The 19,473-nt window shown below is 67.8% G+C and carries 16 protein-coding genes and 2 riboswitches; of the genes, 3 read left to right on the top strand and 13 right to left on the bottom strand.

The genetic code is table 11. The features are described from left to right. Positions 1 to 20: 20 nt before the first annotated feature. Both ABIB51_RS09140 and ABIB51_RS09135 read right to left on the bottom strand, forming a co-directional pair. A complete protein-coding gene (locus ABIB51_RS09140) occupies positions 21 to 1,517 on the bottom strand; it encodes a threonine/serine exporter family protein (RefSeq protein ID WP_354187630.1) in 1,497 nt (498 codons plus the stop codon). A gap of 33 nt (positions 1,518 to 1,550) precedes the next feature. After that, entirely contained in the window at positions 1,551 to 2,624 is a 1,074-nt protein-coding gene (locus tag ABIB51_RS09135) for a lipid II:glycine glycyltransferase FemX (protein ID WP_354187629.1), read from the bottom strand. A 115-nt stretch (positions 2,625 to 2,739) separates the two neighbouring features. Between ABIB51_RS09135 and ABIB51_RS09130 the strand changes: the two genes are divergently transcribed. Next, a complete protein-coding gene (locus ABIB51_RS09130; RefSeq protein WP_502916098.1) occupies positions 2,740 to 3,294 on the top strand; it encodes a TspO/MBR family protein in 555 nt (184 codons plus the stop codon). A 4-nt stretch (positions 3,295 to 3,298) separates the two neighbouring features. On the opposite strand, the gene ABIB51_RS09125 is transcribed toward ABIB51_RS09130, so the two are convergent. The 6 genes from ABIB51_RS09125 to ABIB51_RS09100 form a co-directional block, all read right to left on the bottom strand. Then, positions 3,299 to 4,711, bottom strand: a complete 1,413-nt coding sequence (locus ABIB51_RS09125; protein ID WP_354187628.1) for an L-serine ammonia-lyase — start codon at positions 4,709 to 4,711, stop codon at positions 3,299 to 3,301. A gap of 173 nt (positions 4,712 to 4,884) precedes the next feature. Then, a complete protein-coding gene (glyA, locus tag ABIB51_RS09120) occupies positions 4,885 to 6,213 on the bottom strand; it encodes a serine hydroxymethyltransferase (protein WP_354187627.1) in 1,329 nt (442 codons plus the stop codon). Further along, positions 6,210 to 6,593: a glycine cleavage system protein GcvH gene (gene gcvH, locus ABIB51_RS09115; RefSeq protein ID WP_354187626.1), complete on the bottom strand. Its 384-nt coding sequence runs from the start codon at positions 6,591 to 6,593 to the stop codon at positions 6,210 to 6,212. The genes glyA and gcvH overlap by 4 nt, the downstream gene beginning before the upstream one ends. A gap of 409 nt (positions 6,594 to 7,002) precedes the next feature. Beyond that, on the bottom strand, positions 7,003 to 8,151 hold the full coding sequence (gcvT, locus tag ABIB51_RS09110; RefSeq protein ID WP_354187625.1) for a glycine cleavage system aminomethyltransferase GcvT: 1,149 nt from the start codon (positions 8,149 to 8,151) through the stop codon (positions 7,003 to 7,005). Between the two features lie 9 nt (positions 8,152 to 8,160). After that, on the bottom strand, positions 8,161 to 11,022 hold the full coding sequence (gcvP, locus tag ABIB51_RS09105; RefSeq protein ID WP_354187624.1) for an aminomethyl-transferring glycine dehydrogenase: 2,862 nt from the start codon (positions 11,020 to 11,022) through the stop codon (positions 8,161 to 8,163). A gap of 49 nt (positions 11,023 to 11,071) precedes the next feature. After that, a riboswitch (glycine riboswitch) is annotated at positions 11,072 to 11,188 on the bottom strand. 1 nt (position 11,189) lies between these two features. After that, positions 11,190 to 11,288, bottom strand: a riboswitch (glycine riboswitch). Positions 11,289 to 11,483: 195 nt separating this feature from the next. After that, complete coding sequence (locus ABIB51_RS09100) at positions 11,484 to 12,023, bottom strand: TetR/AcrR family transcriptional regulator (protein ID WP_354187623.1); 540 nt, start codon at positions 12,021 to 12,023, stop codon at positions 11,484 to 11,486. Between the two features lie 68 nt (positions 12,024 to 12,091). On the opposite strand from ABIB51_RS09100, the gene ABIB51_RS09095 reads away from it, so the two are divergent. Continuing rightward, the gene (locus tag ABIB51_RS09095; protein WP_354187622.1) at positions 12,092 to 13,678 is read left to right on the top strand and encodes an MFS transporter; all 1,587 of its coding nucleotides are present in this window, start codon (positions 12,092 to 12,094) and stop codon (positions 13,676 to 13,678) included. Positions 13,679 to 13,791: 113 nt separating this feature from the next. Here the strand turns inward: ABIB51_RS09095 and ABIB51_RS09090 are convergent, their stop codons facing one another. Continuing rightward, positions 13,792 to 14,274, bottom strand: a complete 483-nt coding sequence (locus tag ABIB51_RS09090) for a Dps family protein (protein ID WP_354187621.1) — start codon at positions 14,272 to 14,274, stop codon at positions 13,792 to 13,794. A 137-nt stretch (positions 14,275 to 14,411) separates the two neighbouring features. Then, on the bottom strand, positions 14,412 to 15,230 hold the full coding sequence (locus tag ABIB51_RS09085) for a sigma-70 family RNA polymerase sigma factor (RefSeq protein ID WP_502916097.1): 819 nt from the start codon (positions 15,228 to 15,230) through the stop codon (positions 14,412 to 14,414). 224 nt (positions 15,231 to 15,454) lie between these two features. Between ABIB51_RS09085 and ABIB51_RS09080 the strand changes: the two genes are divergently transcribed. After that, positions 15,455 to 16,003, top strand: a complete 549-nt coding sequence (locus ABIB51_RS09080) for a flagellar protein FlgN (RefSeq protein WP_354187617.1) — start codon at positions 15,455 to 15,457, stop codon at positions 16,001 to 16,003. 18 nt (positions 16,004 to 16,021) lie between these two features. Here ABIB51_RS09080 and ABIB51_RS09075 read toward each other — a convergent pair whose 3' ends face one another. The 3 genes from ABIB51_RS09075 to ABIB51_RS09065 form a co-directional block, all read right to left on the bottom strand. Then, complete coding sequence (locus tag ABIB51_RS09075) at positions 16,022 to 16,282, bottom strand: carbon storage regulator (protein WP_354187615.1); 261 nt, start codon at positions 16,280 to 16,282, stop codon at positions 16,022 to 16,024. A gap of 74 nt (positions 16,283 to 16,356) precedes the next feature. After that, positions 16,357 to 17,421, bottom strand: coding sequence for a hypothetical protein (locus ABIB51_RS09070; RefSeq protein WP_354187613.1), 1,065 nt, complete (start codon positions 17,419 to 17,421; stop codon positions 16,357 to 16,359). After that, positions 17,399 to 19,447 (bottom strand): flagellar biosynthesis protein FlhA, encoded by a 2,049-nt coding sequence (locus ABIB51_RS09065; protein WP_354187611.1) that lies wholly within the window; start codon positions 19,445 to 19,447, stop codon positions 17,399 to 17,401. The genes ABIB51_RS09070 and ABIB51_RS09065 overlap by 23 nt, the downstream gene beginning before the upstream one ends. Positions 19,448 to 19,473 lie beyond the last annotated feature (26 nt).

Below are 19,473 nucleotides of genomic sequence, written 5' to 3'. Positions count from 1 at the left end.
CCCCGGCGGCGGGGCCGGCGCTACCGGCGCCGCGCCCGCCGTCGTTCGTTGCTGGCCAGGCTCCTCGTCAGCGGCCGGGCGAGGGTGTCCCCGAGCACGATGCCTGCCGCGACGCCCAACACAATGGCGCCGGCGTTGAGCATCCCGCCCGCACCCATGAGGATCTCGGATTCCTCGATCGTCAATACATACATCGACCGGAATATAGTGAGTCCGGGCAGCAGGATCAGGGCCGCCGGAACAGCGACCACCAGCTGCGGTGCGCCCATCCGCAGGGCGACGACACGGGCCAGCAGACCGATCACGACGGCGGCCAGGGCCGGTGCGAACCGCGGCCCGATGCCCAGGGCGTCACCGCCGATGAGGACCAGATAGCCGATGACGCCCACGGCAGCGGTGGGGAGCAGGAGCGCCCAGCTGGTCTGTTCGGTGATCCCGATCGCGACGACGGCGATGGCAATCATGATGCCCACGGCCCACCACGGATACGCCGCAGGGAATGTTTCGGTGACGTCGATCGATTCCATGCCGGTCATGTCCCCGACCACGAAGCCGACGGCGATTCCGGTGACGAGCGCGCCGAAGGTCAGCATGGTGGAGAGGAAACGTCCGGCCGCCGTGACCGGGAAGCCGTTGATCGCATCCTGCACCGATGAGACGAGCCGTCCGGTCGGCAGCAGCAGCAGGATGCCGCCGACCACCACGATGGCCGGCGGGATCTGGACTCCTACCAGGCCGCCGAAACGCCATAAGAGCAGGGCGATGAAGGTGACCAGGAAGGAACACGAGGCGGTGACGAAGAAGTCCGGGGTGCGCCAGCGCGCCAGCTTCCGGGCCAGCAGGCTGACCAGCAGGTTGGAGAGGAAGGCGACGGCTGAGGCTGCGGGGTCGCCGCCGAGCACACCGACGAAGACGGCGGAGAACACGCCGAACGCCACCGTGACCATCCAGCGCGGGAAGGGCTTGGAACTGTGGGTGATTTCGTCGAGCCGGCGCACAGCCTCCTCGCGTCCCACCCCGCCGGCGACGATGTCCGTGACCAGCTGGTGGACCTTGGCCAGGCCCGCGTAGTTGTTGGTCCAGGACCGCACGACACGCAGGAGGGTGATGGGCGTCTGGTCCTTGGGCGCATAGTTGATGGCCACCGACTGGTTGGTGATGTCCACTTCGATGTTCTTGAGTCCCAGGGCCGCCGTGATGGCGATGATGCTGGTCTCGACTTCGAGGGCTCCGGCGCCGTACCGGAACATCGACTCCGCCAGATGCAGCGCGAAGTCGATCGTCTTGCGGGCCGAGGTGTCTACGCCGCCCACCTGGATCATCGGGTTCGCATAGGGGCTGCCGGCCAGCCGGTCCACGATGCTCATGGGGGCTGTGGGCGGGTTCTCGCCCTGTACCAGCCTGCGCAGCATCCGCTTCGCGGCCGCGTTCTGGCGCACTTCCATGGGCGACATCGGCTCCGTCCGGGGCAGGCCGTCCGTGTGCGGCCTCCGGCTGCGGTCGGGTTCCTTGGTCATTCCGGCCTCCTCAATATCCTGTGTTCAGCCGGTTCAGTAGAACTGTTGGCCTGTGCGGCGGGTGTAGACCTGGCGGGCCAGCCGCTCCCCCGCGGCCATCCAGGTCTTGTACTTCAGCGGGCTCAGCACCTGGTCGTAGCAGCCGACGAAGTCCGTGACGGTCTTGCTGAAGCTGGTCTTGAACAGGCCCAGGCCATGGAACGGGTTGGCGGTGTCCTTCAGCTGGTCGCTCGGGGGCGTGCCGCAGAAATCGTACTCGGTGCAGCCCAGTTCCTTGAGCTGGTTGATGGCGGTCCACTGGACGAGGTGGGAATCGCCGTACTGGCTGCGTTTCTGCAAGGAGCCGCCATCCTTGTACGTGCCCTTGCGGCCGTAGTTGATGACGAAGGCCCCCACGGACGGCACGCCGTTTTCGTGGACGAACAGCAGCCGGCCCTGCCCCCGGTCGAGGAAGTTGGTCCAGAACTGGCGGTAGTACTCGTACTCGCGGACCCGGACCTGGGATTTGGCCTCCACGGTGGTGGTCATCAGCGCATACATGGCGCGGAAGTTCTCTTCGGTGGGTTCCGCGTTGCTGACTTCGACGCCTTCGCGGATGGCTCGGCGGACGGCATTGCGGCCGCGGGAGTGGAGGTTGCGCAGCAGCTGGTTGTCCTCCGGGGAGATGTCCAGCAGTGCCGTCGAGTCATTGGGCTGCAGGTTGTGGGTCTTGACCAGCCCGGCCCCTTCCAGGACGCGCCGGGCGTCATCGCTCAGCACAATGTCCGGTTCGATCTTGATAGCGAAGACACCCAGCCGGGCCCGCTTTACGAGGTCCGCGTTGGCTGCGGCGATCCCGCGGATGTCCTCGACGGCGGCCACATCCGGACCCTTGATCAGGTACCAGAGCTTGCCCAGGAAAGGGAACGCCTTCTCCAGGACGAGGTTGTAGCTCGTGTAGTCGGCCGTCTCGTACACGAGGTGGAGGGGCTTCCAGCCGAAGTGCTGCTTGACCTCTGCAAACGCTTCCGACTGCAGGAGGTTGCCGCCATTGGGGTTCGCAGTGACGTGGGCATCCCAGTTGGCGATCTCTTCGGCAGAGGCAAAGCGGGCTGTGAATTCACGCAAGGGTGCGGTATCCAATCATTGCGGTTCGAGCTTCGGCGGCATGCAGACATGCAGGCTCAAGTCTATCCGCCCGGCCCCATGCTCCCGTCCGGAAGGCAGCCGTTACGCTGGAAGCATGCCGCCTGATCAGCAATCATTAGCCGAGGGATCCGTCCGCCGGGGACAGCCGGACGCACGGCGCGCGATGAGGGCCCAGCTGCTCGGACTGCTGGTGTTTCTTGGCGCCTCCGCCCTCGTGGCCGGCCTCGGCGGTCTCGCCACCGCGAGCAACGTCACAGGCTGGTACGCCACCGCGGACAAGGCGCCGTGGACGCCGCCGAACTGGGTCTTCGGACCGGTCTGGACGGCGCTCTACCTTGCGATGGCGGTCGCGGCCTGGCTCGTCTGGCGCCGCCGCGCCGAGGGCTCACGGGCAGCCCTGACGGCCTACGGGGTGCAGCTCGCCCTGAACCTGCTGTGGACGCCGGTGTTCTTCGGCCTGCACCCCGCACTGGGCACCCCGGCGCTGTGGATCGGCTTCGGCATCATCGTGGCCCTGGCGGTGGCCGTATCCGTTACCGTGCTCCGCTTCGGCCCGATCAGCCGGGCGGCCGGGCTCCTGATGCTGCCCTACCTGTCGTGGATCGTCTTCGCCGCGTCACTGAACCTGTGGGCGGCGCTGCACAACTGAGGCTTCAGCACTCCACGACGTTGACGGCGAGGCCGCCCATGGCCGTTTCCTTGTATTTGGAGCTCATGTCCCTGCCGGTCTCCCGCATGGTGACGATGACCTCATCGAGGGACACCCGGTGCGTACCGTCGCCCCAGAGCGCCATCTTGGCCGCGTTGATGGCCTTGGCCGCGGCAATGGCATTGCGTTCGATGCAGGGGATCTGCACAAGTCCGCCGATGGGATCGCACGTCAGGCCCAGGTTGTGTTCCATCGCGATTTCCGCGGCATTTTCCACCTGTCCGGGCGTGCCGCCCATGACCTCGGCCAGGCCGGCGGCGGCCATCGACGACGCCGAGCCCACCTCGCCCTGGCAGCCCACCTCGGCGCCGGAGATTGAGGCCTGCTCCTTGTAGAGCACCCCGATGGCGGCGGCGGTCAGCAGGAACTTGACGATCGTCTCGTCGCGGTCGGCCTGGGTGGCCTTGTCCATGCCCGGGGCGAAGTGCAGCGCGTAGTAGAGCACGGCGGGAATGATCCCGGCGGCCCCATTGGTGGGCGCGGTGACGACGCGGCCGCCGGAGGCGTTTTCCTCGTTCACGGCGAGCGCGATCAGGTTGACCCATTCCTGCCAGTACTTCGGGTCCCGGAAGTCGGGGTCCTGACCGCGGGTTTCCTTCATGAGCCGTTCGTGCCAGTCGGGTGCCCGGCGGCGGACCTTCAACCCGCCGGGGAGCAGCCCCTCGCGCTTGAGGCTGACCGCGACGCAGCCCTCCATGACCGAGTAGATGTGCAGGAGCCCTTCGCGGATTTCCTCTTCCGTGCGGCTGTCTTCCTCATTGATCCGCATTACCTCGCTGATGCTCAGCGAGGTTTTCCGGCAATGGTCCAGCAGTTCGGCGGCGGTGCGGAACGGGAATGGAAGCTCCTTTTTGGACTCCTCAAGCTCCTGCTGGGCCGCGTCCTCCTCACCCTCACGCACGATGAAGCCGCCGCCGACGGAGAAGAAGGTGGCGCTGTGCAGGACGTCGCCGTCGGCAGCCGAGACGGTGAACGTCATGCCGTTGGTGTGCCGGGGCAGGATGGTCAGCGGGCGCAGGACCATGTCCTGGACGCCGTAGGGCAGGGCGACGGATCCGGCCAGCTGGAGGGTGCCGGTTTCGGCGATCGTGGCGAGCCGGTCCTCCACTTCCTCGGGGAGGATCAGTTCGGGGTGGAAGCCCTCGAGCCCGAGCAGGATGGCGGTCATGGTGCCGTGGCCGTGGCCCGTGGCAGCGAGGGACCCGTAAAGGTCCACGCGCAGGGACGCCGCGTCCGCCAGCTTGCCAAGGGATTTGAGTTCCTCGGCGAACACGGCGGCGGCCCGCATGGGGCCCACGGTGTGTGAACTGGACGGTCCTATCCCGATCGAAAAAAGGTCAAAGACTCCAACTGCCATTGTCGGTTCCTAACTAGGTCTAACTGTGGCCCGGCAGATGGTCCTGCCGGAAGGCGGTGCGGCCGCCGGTGGGCGGCGGTCCTGCCGGGTGCACGACGCCGGGCGGCAGCTTATGGCGGCGGCCCGGCGTCGTGATCGATACTGCTTCTTACTTACTATCTGTAATACGGGCTCTAGCCGAGGTTCGCAACCGAGGGGTAGAGCGGGTGGGCGGCGGCGAGGGCTTCCACCCGGGCGCGGAGACCGGACAGGTCCGCGCCGGCGTCCGCGGTCAGGGCCTCGGCGATGATCTCCGCGACCTCGGTGAAGGCGGCTTCGCCGAAACCGCGGGTGGCCAGCGCCGGGGTGCCGATCCGGAGCCCGGAGGTGACCATCGGCGGGCGCGGATCGAACGGCACGGCGTTGCGGTTGACGGTGATGTCGATGTCCGCGAGGCGGTCCTCGGCCTGCTGGCCGTTGAGCTCGCAGTCGCGCAGGTCCACCAGGACCAGGTGCACGTCGGTGCCGCCGGAGATCACATTGATCCCCTTCGCGGTCACGTCCGGCTGGACCAGGCGCTCGGCCAGGATCCTGGCGCCGGCCAGGACACGTTCCTGGCGTTCCCTGAACTCCGGGGAGGCGGCAATCTTGAACGCCACGGCCTTGCCGGCGATCACGTGCTCCAGCGGGCCGCCCTGCTGGCCGGGGAACACAGCCGAGTTGATCTTCTTGGCGATGCCGGCGTCGTTGGTCAGGATGATGCCGCCGCGCGGACCGGCGAGGGTCTTGTGCGTCGTGGAGGTGGTGACGTGGGCGTGCGGCACCGGTGAGGGGTGCAGCCCGGCCGCGACCAGCCCGGCGAAGTGCGCCATGTCCACCATCAGGTAGGCGCCCACGGAATCGGCGATCCGGCGGAACTCGGCGAAGTCCAACTGCCGCGCATACGCGGACCAGCCGGCGACGATGAGCTGCGGCTTGTGCTCCAGGGCCAGGCGCTCCACCTCGGCCATGTCGATCCGGTGGTCCTCCTCGCGGACCTGGTACGGGATCACGTTGTACAGCCGGCCGGAGAAGTTGATCTTCATCCCGTGCGTCAGGTGCCCGCCGTGCGCCAGGTTCAGGCCCATGATGGTGTCCCCCGGACGGATCAGGGCGTGCATGACCGAGGCGTTGGCCTGGGCCCCGGAGTGCGGCTGGACGTTGGCGAACCCGGCACCGAACAGGGCCTTGACCCGGTCGATCGCGAGCTGTTCGACCACGTCCACGTGCTCGCAGCCGCCGTAGTAGCGCTTGCCCGGGTAACCCTCGGCGTACTTGTTCGTCAGCACCGAACCCTGCGCCTGCATCACGGCCCTGGCCGTGTGATTCTCCGAGGCGATCATCTCCAGACCGTCCCGCTGGCGGGTCAGCTCGTCGTCGATCTTCGCGGCGATCTCCGGGTCCACCTCGGACAGCTCGGCGTCCAGGGACGGCGAGACTACCTGCTCAAAAACGAGTGTCCCTGTGCCGGCGGCGGCGCTCACAGTTCGCCGCCGTTCTTGGACGCGTACTCCTGCGCCGAGAGCAGCGGGCCGTCGGACTCGGCGGCGACCTTGAAGAGCCAGCCGGCACCGTACGGGTCGCTATTGATCAGCGCGGGGTCGTCTCCGACCGCCGGGTTGATCTCGGTGACCTCGCCGGTGACCGGGGCGTACAGGTCCGAAACGGACTTGGTGGACTCGACCTCACCGCACGTCTCCCCCGCGGTCACCGCGGAGCCGACCTCGGGCAGGTCCACATAGACAATGTCGCCCAAGGCATCGGCGGCGACAGCAGAGATGCCGATGGACACAACGTTCCCGGCCTCCCGCGCAACCCACTCGTGCTCGTCGGAGTACTGCAGTTCAGGGGCAACTCTTGCCATGGGTTTTTCCTTACGTTTGAAAAGTCGTGGGCTGAATCAATTGTCGCCGGGTTACGCAGCAACGGTGGTCGGGTTCGGTGTCGGGTGAGGCGATTCCTCCGCGTGCTCGGTCGCGAAGGCGCCCGCTGGGCGGACGCGACGCTCCCTCAGACGCACGCTTCCTGAATCCCCTAACCCACCATCATGCAGTTCAGATTCCGGGGCCTTCGGCTTTCAACGGCGCCCGGTTCCCGTGGTCCTGCTGCGGTTTGATGGTTCAAGGTGAGCCGCCCTCGAGGGGCGGGCTGGCCGCGGTTTTCGAAAGCGTGCGTCAAAGCGACGAAGGAGCAGCACGCGTGAAAACTGGGGCCAGCCTGCCCCGGCGCCGGGTACCGCTGAGGCAGCCGGTCCCGCTGAGGTACTGGTTGGGCTACTTTTGGCGCTTGTAGAAGGGCAGTGCCACTACTTCGAACGGCTCCGTCTTCCCGCGCAGATCAATGTCCAGCGTGGTGCCGGGTTCGGTGAACTCGACGTCGACGTAGGCCATCGCGACCGGGTAGCCGAGGCTCGGGCTGGGCTGGCCGGAGGTGACTTCGCCGACGACGTTGCCGTCCTTGAGCACCGGGTAGTGGCCGCGGCCGGCCCGGCGGCCCAGGCCCTTGAGCCCGACGAGCTTGCGGCCCGTGCTGGCGCCGGCTCCGGCTTCCTTCTTGGCGGCCAGTGCGGCCTTGCCGATGAAGTCGCCCTCCTTGGAGAGCGCGACGATGGGGCCCAGCCCGGCGGCGAACGGATCGCCTTCGAGGGAGAGCTCGTTGCCGTAGAGCGGCATGCCGGCCTCGAGGCGGAGCGAATCGCGGGACGCGAGCCCGGCGGCGGTCAGTTCGCCCTCTTCGGCGATGGCGACGAGTGCCTGCCACAAGGCCGCGGCGGCGTCGTTCGCGACGAAGATCTCAAAACCGTCCTCACCGGTGTAGCCGGTGCGGGCCAGCAGCAGCTCCTGGCCGGCGCCGCCGAACATGAACGGGACATCCACGGCGGCGTAGTACAACAGGCCGGTGACGAGCTCGTGCTGTGCGGCGGGGACCAGGCGCAGCAGGATCTCCTGGGCCATGGGCCCCTGCACGGCGATCAGCGAGGTCCCGGCGGAGGCGTCCCCGACGGTGACGTCGAACCCTCCCTCCTTGCCGGACCCGGCCCTTTCAGCCAGTGCTGCGGCCACGACCTTGGCGTTGCCCGCGTTGGGGACCACCAGGAACTTCGCCTCGCCACGACGGTACGTGATGAGGTCGTCGATGATGCCGCCGTCCTCGTTGCAGATCAGCGAGTACTTGGCCTTGCCGATCGACATGGCGGAGATCTTGCCGACGAGGGCGTAGTCCAGGAACGCTGCGGCGTCCGGGCCGGTGACCCAGACTTCGCCCATGTGGGAGAGGTCGAACAGCCCGGCGGACTTGCGGACGGCGTGGTGTTCGGCCAGTTCGGAGCTGTACTTCAGGGGCATCTGCCAGCCGCCGAAGTCCGTGAAGGAGGCACCGAGCTTCTTGTGCTCTTCGTAAAGGGCCGTGTAGTTCTCAGTCATCAGAAATCCTTAGTTCTCAAACTCGGAGAGGGGAGGGCACGAGCAGATCAGGTTCCGGTCGCCGGCGGCGCCGTCGACCCGGCCGACCGGCGGGAAGTACTTGTCCTGCCGGAGCGTGTGGACCGGGAAGACGGCCTGCTCGCGCGGGTATTCGCGGGCCCAGTCGGTGCTGATAACGGCGGCGGCGGTGTGCGGGGAGTTGCGCAGCGGGCTGCGCTCGACGGTGAAGTCGCCGTGCGCCACCTGGTCGATCTCGGCGCGGATGGAGACCATGGCGGTGATGAACCGGTCGATCTCGCCGAGGTCCTCGGACTCGGTGGGCTCCACCATCAGGGTGCCGGCCACCGGGAACGCGAGCGTGGGGGCGTGGAAGCCGTAGTCGATCAGACGCTTGGCCACGTCCTCGGCGGTCACGCCGGTCCTGGCCGTGATTTCGCGCAGGTCCAGGATGCATTCGTGGGCGACGAGTCCGCCTTCGCCGGTGTAAAGCACCGGGAAGAAGTCGTTGAGGCGGGCCGCGATGTAGTTGGCCGCGAGCAGCGCTGACTTGGTGGCGTCGGTCAGTCCGGTGCCTCCCATGAGCTTCACGTAGGCCCAGGAGATCGGCAGCACGCCGGCGGAACCGTAGCGGGAAGCGGAGATCGGGGTGCCGTCGGCGCCGTTGGCCGGATCGGCGGCGTTGCCGGGCATAAACGGTGCCAGGTGGGCCTTGGCCGCGACCGGGCCGACGCCGGGGCCGCCGCCGCCGTGCGGGATGCAGAAGGTCTTGTGCAGGTTCAGGTGCGAGACGTCGCCGCCGAACAGGCCGGGCTGGGCGAGCCCGACGAGGGCGTTGAGGTTGGCGCCGTCGATGTAGACCTGGCCGCCGGCCTCGTGGATCGCGTCGCAGACCTCGCGGACGTCGGCGTCGTACACGCCGTGAGTGGACGGGTAGGTGATCATGATGCAGGACAGTGCGTCCTTGTGGGCCTCGATCTTGGCGGCGAGATCACCGTGGTCGATCGTGCCGTCGGAGGCCGTGGCCACGACGACGACCTTCATGCCGGCAAGCACGGCGGAGGCCGCGTTGGTGCCGTGGGCCGAGGCCGGGATCAGGCAGACGTTGCGCTGGTCGTCACCGCGGGAAAGGTGGTAGCCGCGGATTGCCAGGAGGCCGGCGAGTTCGCCCTGCGATCCGGCGTTGGGCTGGATGGAGACCTGGTCGTAGCCGGTGATCTCGGTGAGCTGGGCTTCGAGGTCCTCGATCAGTTCGCGCCAGCCGGCAGTCTGGGATTCCGGGGCGAAGGGGTGGATGGAGGCGAACTCCGGCCAGGAGATGGCTTCCATTTCGGCCGTGGCGTTCAGCTTCATGGTGCAGGACCCCAGCGGGATCATGGTGCGGTCCAAAGCCAGGTCGCGGTCCGAGAGCCGGCGGATGTAGCGCAGCAGCTGGGTCTCGGAACGGTGGGTGTTGAAGACCGGGTGCTGGAGGTAGTCGGAGGTCCGCTGGACGGCGTGATCCAGGCCGAAAGCGGAGCCATCGCCGGATGCTGCGTGGGTGCCGGTCGCGCCGAACGCGGCAACGACGTCGGCGACGATGGCCGCCGTCGTGGCTTCATCCGCGGAGATGCCGACGGTGTCCGCGTCGATGCCGCGCAGGTTGATGCCCTTGGCCTCGGCGGCGGCGACGATCTGTTCCGCCTTGCCGGGGACCGAAACGGTGACGGTGTCGAAGAAGCTCGTGTGCAGCACGTCCAGGCCGGCGGCCTTCAGCCAGGCGGCGATGGTCCGGGCGTGGCCGTGCGTGGTCTCGGCGATTGCTTTGAGGCCGTCCGGGCCGTGGTAGACGGCGTAGAAGGAGGCGACGATGGCCAGCAGCGCCTGCGCGGTGCAGATGTTGGACGTGGCCTTCTCGCGGCGGATGTGCTGTTCGCGGGTCTGCAGCGCCAGCCGGTAGGCCGGGACGCCGGCGTTGTCCTTGGACACGCCCACGAGGCGGCCGGGCATGGACCGCTCCAGGCCCTTCTGGACTGCCATGTAGGCGGCGTGCGGGCCGCCGAAGAACAGCGGAACACCGAAGCGCTGGGCCGAGCCGACGGCGATGTCCGCGCCCTGCTCGCCCGGGGAGGTGATCAGGGTGAGGGACAGCAGGTCCGCGGCGACGGTGACGAGGGCGCCGCGTTCCTTGGCGTCGGCGATGACGGCGGCGTGGTCGAACACGCGGCCTGAGACGCCGGGCTGCTGCAGGACGACGCCGTTGATGACGCCGTCGGGCAGTCCCTTGGAGAGGTCGGCGACCTCGACCTCGAACCCGAGCGCCTCGGCGCGGCCCTTGACGATCGCGATGGTCTGCGGGAGGCAGTCGGCGTCCAGCACGGTCTTGCCGTCGTGGGCCGTCTTGTTCTTGTTGGCGCGGCGCATCATCAGGACGGCCTCGGCGACGGCGGTGGCTTCGTCGAGCAGCGAGGCGTTGGCGATGGGGAGCCCGACGAGGTCCTGGACCATGGTCTGGAAGTTCAGCAGCGCCTCAAGCCGGCCCTGCGAGATTTCTGGCTGGTACGGCGTGTAGGCCGTGTACCAGGCCGGGGCCTCAAGGATATTGCGGCGGATGACCGCGGGGGTGAGGGTGTCGGAGTAACCCTGCCCGATCATCTGGACGGCCGTCTTGTTCTTCCCGGCAATCCTGCGCAGTTCGGCGAGGACTTCCACTTCGCTCAGGGCTGCGCCGAGCGCGAGGTCGGAGTCCTGCCGGATGTCCTTCGGGACGGCGGTGTCTACGAGCGCGTCGACGGTGTCGTAGCCGACAGCCTTCAGCATGGCGTCGACGTCGGACTGGCGGCGGGCGCCGATGTGCCGGTCAACGAAGGACGTGGAGGCTGAGGTAACAGTCACAAGGAACTCCATAACTAAGGCGGCAGGGTACGCCGCATTGATTCGGGTTCCTCCCCGCTCTGTATTGGACCTGAGAGTTTCCGCGGACCCGTGCTTTCGCATGGCTCGGCTTGCACCGTCGGTGAGCTCAGCATGTCAGATGACAGCCTGCTACTTTCCAGAGTTGCCTTGCCGCGGCGGTACATGGGCCTGAGAGATTCCTGGGGAGGGTTTGCTCCTACGGCGCCTGCTTGTACCTACTTGCAGGACTCTCCCGCCGCAGATCAATGGCATATTCAATTGCTCGTGACCGCAGTCACAGCTTCCATTGTCCTACGCCCGGCCCCGCACCGCAAACCATGACGGCGCCAGGACCCCGGCCGGACGCGAAATCGCGGGAAGGCTGCGAGGTCGCCGGAAAATTCCGGCGACCTCGCGCGTTTCCGGCGACCTCGGCGGACCGGAGTTGCCCGGTGTCCGGCTCAGCCACGCAGCCGTTCGACGGCGGCCAGCAGGCTCGCGACATCCCCGCCGACCTGCGGGAGCGGTCCGCCCGGCCCGCGGGCCAGCATCGCGTTGAAGTAGAGCCCGTCGCCCATGTAGAGGACCGCCTTGGCCATGCCCGGCCCGACGTCGGCGGCGAGCAGTTCCAGCCAGCCCGCCTGGGCGGCGGCTATCCGCTGCAGGGTTTCCTCGTGGGCCACTTCGGCCAGCCGGGTGGCTGCGACGAAGACGCGGTCCATCGGGGTGTCGGCCCAGACCGAGGATTTGATGAAGTATGCGGCAGCCCCTTCCGGAGCGGCGGCCATCCTCCCGAGGTCCTCGCCGAGGAGCCGGTCGAGCCGTTCCAGCAGCACGGAGACCATGGCTTCCTTGTTCGGGAAATGGTAGAGCAGCCCGCCTTTGGAGACTCCGGCCAGCCGGGCCACGGCGTCCACCGTTGCCGCCCGTTCACCCTCTTCGATCAGCAGGGATTCGAAGGCGTCAAGGACGGCTTCGCGGGCGACGGGTTTTCTGGGCATGGATCCCATCATGCCTGCCCTGCCCGGAATTTCTTAACTGTACCGTCTGGACGGTATAGTTATCAGTTATGAGGACTACATCGATTCCTGCAGCCACCAGCACAACGCCGGCATCCGCCCCGCGGGCGGCGTGGCGCGACTGGCTGGCACTGTCCCTGCTGATGTTCCCCGTATTGCTGGTCGCGGTGGACAACACGGCGCTCACTTTTGCGCTGCCGGCGATCGCCCGCGGCCTCGACGCCTCGGGAGTCGAGCTGCTGTGGATTGTCGATGCCTATCCCCTGGTGCTCGCCGGGCTGCTGGTGGCTATGGGCAGCCTGGGCGACAGGATCGGCCGCCGCCGGCTTCTTTTCATCGGCAGCACGGGCTTCGCGGCTGTCTCGGCCGTCACCGCCTTCGCGCCCAGCGCCGAATGGCTGATCGCCGGACGGGCCGGGCTGGGATTTTTCGGGGCCATGCTGATGCCGTCCACGCTGTCCCTGATCCGCAACATTTTCCCCGAACCGAACCGGCGGCGGCTCGCCGTGGCCATCTGGGCCGCGGGCTTCTCCGGCGGCGCCGCCCTGGGCCCGATCTTCGGCGGCTGGCTCGTGGAGCACTTCTGGTGGGGCGCCATCCTGCTGGTTGCCGTGCCGATCATCCTGCCGCTACTCGCGCTCGGTCCCGTGCTGATCCCGGAATCACGGGACCCGAATCCCGGCCGGGTGGACGTGCCCAGCATTGTCCTGTCCCTGCTGGTCATGGTCCCGGTGGTCTACGGCATCAAGGACCTGGCTACTCACGGCGTTGCCGTGGCGCCGCTGGCGGCCATCGGTTTCGGCCTGCTCATGGGCTACGTCTTCATCCGCAGGCAGCGTGCCCTGCTGCGCGGTCAGCAGCTCGGGGGCACGTCCGCCCCGCTGCTGGATGTCAGCCTCTTCGGCAACCGTGTCTTCAGCACGGCCATCACGGCGAACGTCCTGGCGCTGTTCTCCTTCAACGGCTTCATCCTCTTCCTGGCCCAGCACCTGCAGCTGCTGGAGGGCCAGTCGCCGTCGGAATCGGGCGTCGCGATGGTCCCTGCCTTGATCGCCACAGTCGTTGCCGGCCTGCTCGTGGTGCCGCTGGTGCGCAAGGTCCGGCCGGGCTTCGTGGTGGCCGGCGGCCTGCTGCTGAGCGCCGCGGGCTATTTCCTGGTGGCTTTCGGCGACCACAGCAACGGCCCGGCGGTTCTGCTGGCGGCCCTGCTGGTCCTCTGCCTGGGCGTCGGCGCGGCGGAAACCATCTCCAATGACCTGATCCTCGGTGCGGCGCCGGCGGAGAAGTCCGGTGCTGCGGCAGCCATCTCCGAGACCGGTTATGAGGTGGGTTCACTGCTGGGCACGGCCATCCTCGGCTCCATTCTGACCGCTTCCTACCAGGGCAACCTCCGGCTCCCCGGCGGCGTCGCGGAGACGGCACCCGCGGATGCCGTGGCCCAGGCCGGGGAGACACTCGCCGGAGCCGTCGATCTCGCCCAAGCCCTTCCCGGCCCGCTCGCGGACGCGGTAACCGCAGCCGCGCGTACCGCCTTCGATTCGGGCGTGCACATCACGGCCGCCATCGCACTGGTCCTGATGGCTGCCGCCTCAGTCCTGGCCGCCGTCGTCCTCCGGAAGGTCCCGACCGCCAAATAGCGGCCCGGGCGTGCTCACTGACGGGTGTGGATGCCGAGGCTTAAAAGCCAGGCGCCCGACGCCGGGATGAACCCGGCGCCGGGCGCCTGGACTGCGGTCCGGTGTGCGGACTGCTACTTCTTGGCTTCCGGTGTGGTGACGCTTGCCGTGGCCTTCATGGTCTCCGCGTTCACCATCCATGCGTACTGCTCGAACTTGGCGATGAACTCGTGCAGCAGGTCCGCCGTCGTAGGGTCCTCTTCGTCCACTTCGTCATGGACCTTCCGCATGGTGCCGACGGCAGCCTCGAGGGCCGCGACGATTTTCTCGATGGCGTCCTTGGTGTTGATCAGGCCGGCCGGGAACTCCGCAAGGGACGTGGACTTGGATACCGTAGAGCTGCGGCCGTCCGGAAGGGCGTGCAGGGCCCGCATCCGCTCGGCCATGTCGTCCGCGAAGGTGCGGGCAATGTCGATGATCTCGTCCAGCTGAAGGTGCAGGTCCCGGAAGTTCGTCCCCACGATGTTCCAGTGCGCCTGCTTGCCCTGGACATGAAGTTCGATCAGGTCCGCGAGCACTGCCTGGCAGTTGGCTGTGAGGGTGGGTGAAGCTTTCATGCGTCCTCCTGAGTAGGTCCGAATACCGTTAGGTGCGATGCTTCCGACGCTACCGCAGAGGGCGCAGGCGGGCGACCGTGCCGCGGGAATTTCTCGGTCAGCTTACTAAGTCGGCTTACTAACGGTCCGCGGGGACCTCAGACCGCCTCGTTCAGGATCGGCACCTGCGGGAAGATCGCCCGGGTGATACCGCCCGTTGTGACCTCGGCCAGCTGGGACAAGTAGTCATTCCGGCGCCGCGGAGCGATGCGGGACTGCGGCTCGAATTTTTGCTCAGGATTGTCCGCGTAATGCGCTGTCAGGCCGTCCCGCATGAGCCGAATGGCCTCGGAACGCTGCTGGGATACGGCCGCGTGTGTGGAGCCGAGTTCCGCCGCGAGTTCCTTGACCGTCCGGTCCCCGAAATAGATCTCCTCGACCACATAGCGCATCCGTGCCGGGAGCGACTTCACGGCTGCGCGGAGGTACTGCAGCCTTTCGTCGGCGAGCACAGAGTGTTCGGGGGACAGTGTCTCGGCCGCCAGCGTGTCGACGACGGCGTCATCGAGGGGCGTGAGGGTGCGGGAGGCATCGGCCAGTGCTGCCTCGACGACGCTCTGCTGCACGCCCAGGGCGGAAGCGATTTCATCGACTGTGGGCGTACGGCCGAGGGCGGCCGCCAGGGTTTCCTGCACCGACATGGTTTCCTTGATCCGCCGCCGCGCTGAGCGCGTCGCCCAGTCGCTCGCACGCATCTCGTCCGCGAACGCACCGAGGATCCGCCGGCGGGCAAAGGCTCCGAAGGGCACACCAAGATCCGGGTCGAAGGAATCGGCCGAGGTGATCAAGGCGACGGCGCCCGCTGACGCCAGGTCGTCGCGGGACAGGTGCGACGCTTTAGAGCACAAATCTGAGACGAGGTAGCCCACCAGCGGAAGGTGCTGCGTGACCATCTCGTTGCGTTCCACGCGATTCAACAGTGTGTCCCCCCATGAGACCGGATCCGGAGCCTAAAAACACCGAGAGCCGCACCCGCAAACGGTCCCTCACTCCCCCAAGGGAGGCGGTGTTCGATGCCCGGGCGCAGCACCCACGGAGGAAACTTATCACCTCGGGATCGATCTGCGTGTACCCTCAGGAAAAAGCTTGGCTGAAACTGCGGTAACGGTATTTCGGGCCGGGTGGCAACGGGATGGGGCACATGGGTGCAGGTGATCTTTCGGCAGCTCTCTGGCAGGAGCGCCGTCAGCTGGAACTGCTCTTGTTCAGGCTCGAAACCCAACGGCTGCACGTCCGGGCCGGGAACGTGCAGTGGCTGAGTTTCACCGCTTCCGAGGTGGAAGGTGTCCTTGACCGGCTGCGCTTTGAAGCGCTGGCCCGGAGTGTCGAATCCGCGGCCGTGGCGGCGGAGTGGGGCCTGCCTGCCCAGGCCACACTTCCCGAACTGATCGCCGGGGCTCCGGCCGCGTCTTGGCCGGAGGTCCTGCGGGAGCACCTGGTGGGTCTGAAGGATTTGCTCCGCCAGCTCGGCGATGCCGCCCGCGCCGCCGACGAGACCCTGCGCAAGCTGACCCCGCCGGGCTCCTCCGGCGCCTCCCGGGAAGGGGCGTCCGGGACAGCACCGGGGACGGATACTGCGGAAATCCTTGAACACCTTACGACCGCCGCGAACATCGAACGCGCGCTGGCCATAACCCGGCGGACCAGGCAGCCCCTCCTGGCCCAGTACCTGGGCGGCGACGGCGAGTGATCCCGCCGTGCGGAACCGTCAGCCGGCGCTGGCCGGGGGTGCAGGTGGCACCAGTCCGCGCAGGGCGTCCTCGGTGCCCTGACCGGCATCGGCACCGGCCTCGGCGGCAGCAAGGTTTGCGGCTGCGATAGCCTCGATGACTTCCCTGCGCTGGATCGGGACTCCGCGGGGCGCCTCGATGCCTATCCGAACACCGTCGCCGCGGCCTTCCAGGACCGTGATGACGATGCCGTCGCCGATCATGACCTGTTCGCCCGGCTTGCGTGTAAGTACCAGCATCTTCTCAATGTACCCTTCGCTGAGCGGGCCTGCGGACGATTCCGGGCACCGGGCGCGGCTTGGCTTCCCGCATCCTAGAGACTCACGGCCTTGGCGTGGCTGGAGTCGATCCAGCCGACAGGCAGCCCCAGCCCGTGGACGGTCTCGGGCGTGCCGGTTTCCGCGGCCCCGACGACGGCGACGGCAGTGACGGTGAGCTGGGAGGCGAGCACACCGACCCAGCGCGCCGTGTCCACGTGCTTGCGTCCGGCGTCCACCACCACCCAGAGCTGGTCGGCGGAGATTGCGGCAATGGACGGCAACCGTGCGAGGGCGTCGCGGGCCTTTCCGAGCCCAAAGGCAACCAGGACGGTCTGGTCCGTGAGCACCGCATGGGCCCGGGCCGCCGTCGCGCTTTGCCGGCCGTCCACGTGCAGATGACCGTAGGCGGACAGCTTCCCGGCCGTCCGCACATCCGCGCCTCCTGCAGCCGTGGACATCGCCAGGGCGGCGTCCAGTGCGTCTTCGCCCAGTCCGACCAGGACCACCAGGTCCCCGACGCCGGTCAGGGGGGCCGGAACAGATTCCCGGGGCCGCGGCGGTGCCGCTTTCGGGCTGTCTTCGGAAGCGGGTCGACGCGACCCCGGCTCGTCCGCCGAGCCGGGGTCGGCTTTGCCGGGAAGGGAGGAGGCGTCGGTGGCCGGTGCGCGCAGCCCGGCGCCGAGCTGCTCGAGCAGTTCGGCGAAGTCCGGCGACTCGGTGGACACGCCGGTGCGTCCCGGACGGTGCAGGTTCAGTTCGGCCGCATCGGCCTCCTCCAGCAGCGCCGCGATGGCGGCGCCCTGCAGGTGGTGGGCGGGAGCGACCGGCGTCCCCGCACCCTTGCGGCCGGCACTGATACTTCCGGCACTGATGCTTCCGGCTGTCGCGTCCCCCTCTTCGAGGATGTCCGGGTCCGGAACCACCTCCCCCGTGACAACCTCGTGGCTGGTCAGCACCTCGACAATCGCCTCGTACCGGTCGCCGGCGAAAAGGCCGGCGATCCCCGGGCTGATGACGCGTTCCGCGGAAACGATGCGGGCTGCGGGGCCGTGCTGGAGTTCGGCCTTGCGGCGGATCTCGTCCAGCGAGGCTCCCTTAAGCCGATAGCGGTTCGGCATGGCGTACGACTCCTACTGTCTCGATCCGGATGTTGGCTGCGGTGACCTCGCGGTAGGACAGGACGGGCACCGAACCGGCATGGGCGCCCACGAGCCGGCGGATCGCGGGGCGGAGGGCCGGGGCGCACACCAGCACGGCCTGGCGGTTGGCGGCGGCTGCCGAGTCGACGGCGGACGCAACCGAGCGGAGCACGGCGTCGAGCCGGTCCTGGCCCATGACGATCTGGCTGCCGCCCTCGGCCGGCCGCATGTCCTCGAGCATGGACTGCTCCAGGAGCGGGTCGATCATGATCACGTTGAGCACGGGGCCGTCCATGAACTTGGCCGTCAACGCCGGGCCGAGGGCCTGGCGGGCGGATTCCACCAGCGACTCCGGGTCCGTGGAGACCTTGGCGCGGAGCGTGAGCGCCTCGTAGATCCGGGCGAGGTCGTTGATCGGCACCTGCTCATCCAGCAGCCCCTGCAGCACACGCTGCAGTTCGGCCAGGGACAGCAGCGCCGGGGTGAGCTCGTCGACGGCGGAGGGGCTCTGCTTCCGCACGCCCTCGGTCAGCACACGGACATCCTCGCGGGAGAGCAGCCGTGCGGCGTTTGCCGTCACGATCGAGGACAGGTGGGTCACTAGGACGGAGACCCGGTCAATGACGGTGGCGCCGGTCATCTCGGCGTTGTGGCGCATCTCCCCCGGGATCCATTTCCCTGCCAGGCCGAAGACGGGTTCGATCATCGCTGCACCGGGGAGCGAGTCGAGGTTGTCGCCCAGGGCCAGCATCTGTCCGGTCGGGGCGGTGCCGCGGCCGGCCTCCACACCGGCGATCCGGATGGAGTAGCTGGACAACGGCAGGTCCACGCTGTCCCTCGTGCGGACCGGCGGGATCACAAGTCCCAGCTCCATGGCGATCTTGTGCCGCAGTGACCGGACCCGGGCCAGCAGGTCGTCCGAGGCGCCGGAGACCATGTCCACCAGGTCCGGTGCCAGCAGGATCTCGACGGGGTGGATGCGCATGTCCTCGAGCAGCTTCTCGTTCGGATCCATTTCCGGGAAGCTGAGCGCAGTGGCCTCGGCGTCGCGGGTGGTCTCCTCCCGCTGCTGCCTGGCGGCGATCCTGCGGGCCGCGAAGAGCAGCCCGGCGCCGACGAGGATGAACGGCAGCGGCGGCATGCCGGGGATCAGTGCCATGGCGATCGCGGCGACGCCGGCGATCATGAGCGCGCTGGGCGACTGCAGGAGCTGGGTGGACGCCGTGCGTCCCATGTCCGATTCCGCGTTCGAGCGGGTCACGATCATGCCGGTGGACACGGCCATGAGCAGTGCCGGGATCTGGGTGACGAGCCCGTCGCCCATGGTCAGGATGCCGTAGGTGCTGACGGCGTCGCCGATCTCCATGCCGCGCTGCAGCATGCCGATGGCAATGCCACCGACGAAGTTGATGATGATGATGATGAGGCCGGCGATCGCGTCGCCCTTGACGAATTTCGAGGCACCGTCCATGGCGCCGTAGAAGTCGGCCTCGGCCGAGACCTCGGCGCGCCGCTCACGCGCCTGGGTGTCGGTGATGAGTCCTGCATTGAGGTCGGCGTCGATCGCCATCTGTTTGCCGGGCATGGCGTCGAGCGTGAAGCGGGCGCCGACTTCCGCGACGCGCTCCGCGCCCTTGGTGACCACCACGAACTGGATGACCACGAGGATCAGGAACACCACGGCGCCGATGATCATGGACCCGCCGACTGTCACCTTGCCGAAGGCTTCGATGACCTGTCCGGCGTACGCCTCCCCCAGCACCAGTCGGGTGGAGGCGACGTTGAGGCCCAGCCGGAACAGGGTGGCGACGAGCAGCAGCGATGGGAAGACGGAGAAGTCCAGCGGCTTCTTCACGAACATGCTGGTCAGCAGGACCAGGAGTGCCAGCAGGATGTTGCAGACAATGAGGAAGTCCAGCAGCGGCGGGGGCACCGGAACAACCAGCAGCAGCACAATGCCCACAATGCCGATAGGCACTGACAGTCGGGCGAGCCTGTTGTTCATGGTGCGGTCCTTTCACAGACGCTGGT

The sequence above is a fragment of the Arthrobacter sp. UYCu712 genome (assembly GCF_040547005.1).
GTDB lineage: Bacteria > Actinomycetota > Actinomycetes > Actinomycetales > Micrococcaceae > Arthrobacter.
The sequence above is the reverse complement of the archived record's forward strand: the minus strand, read 5'-3'. Positions and strand labels throughout refer to the sequence as shown.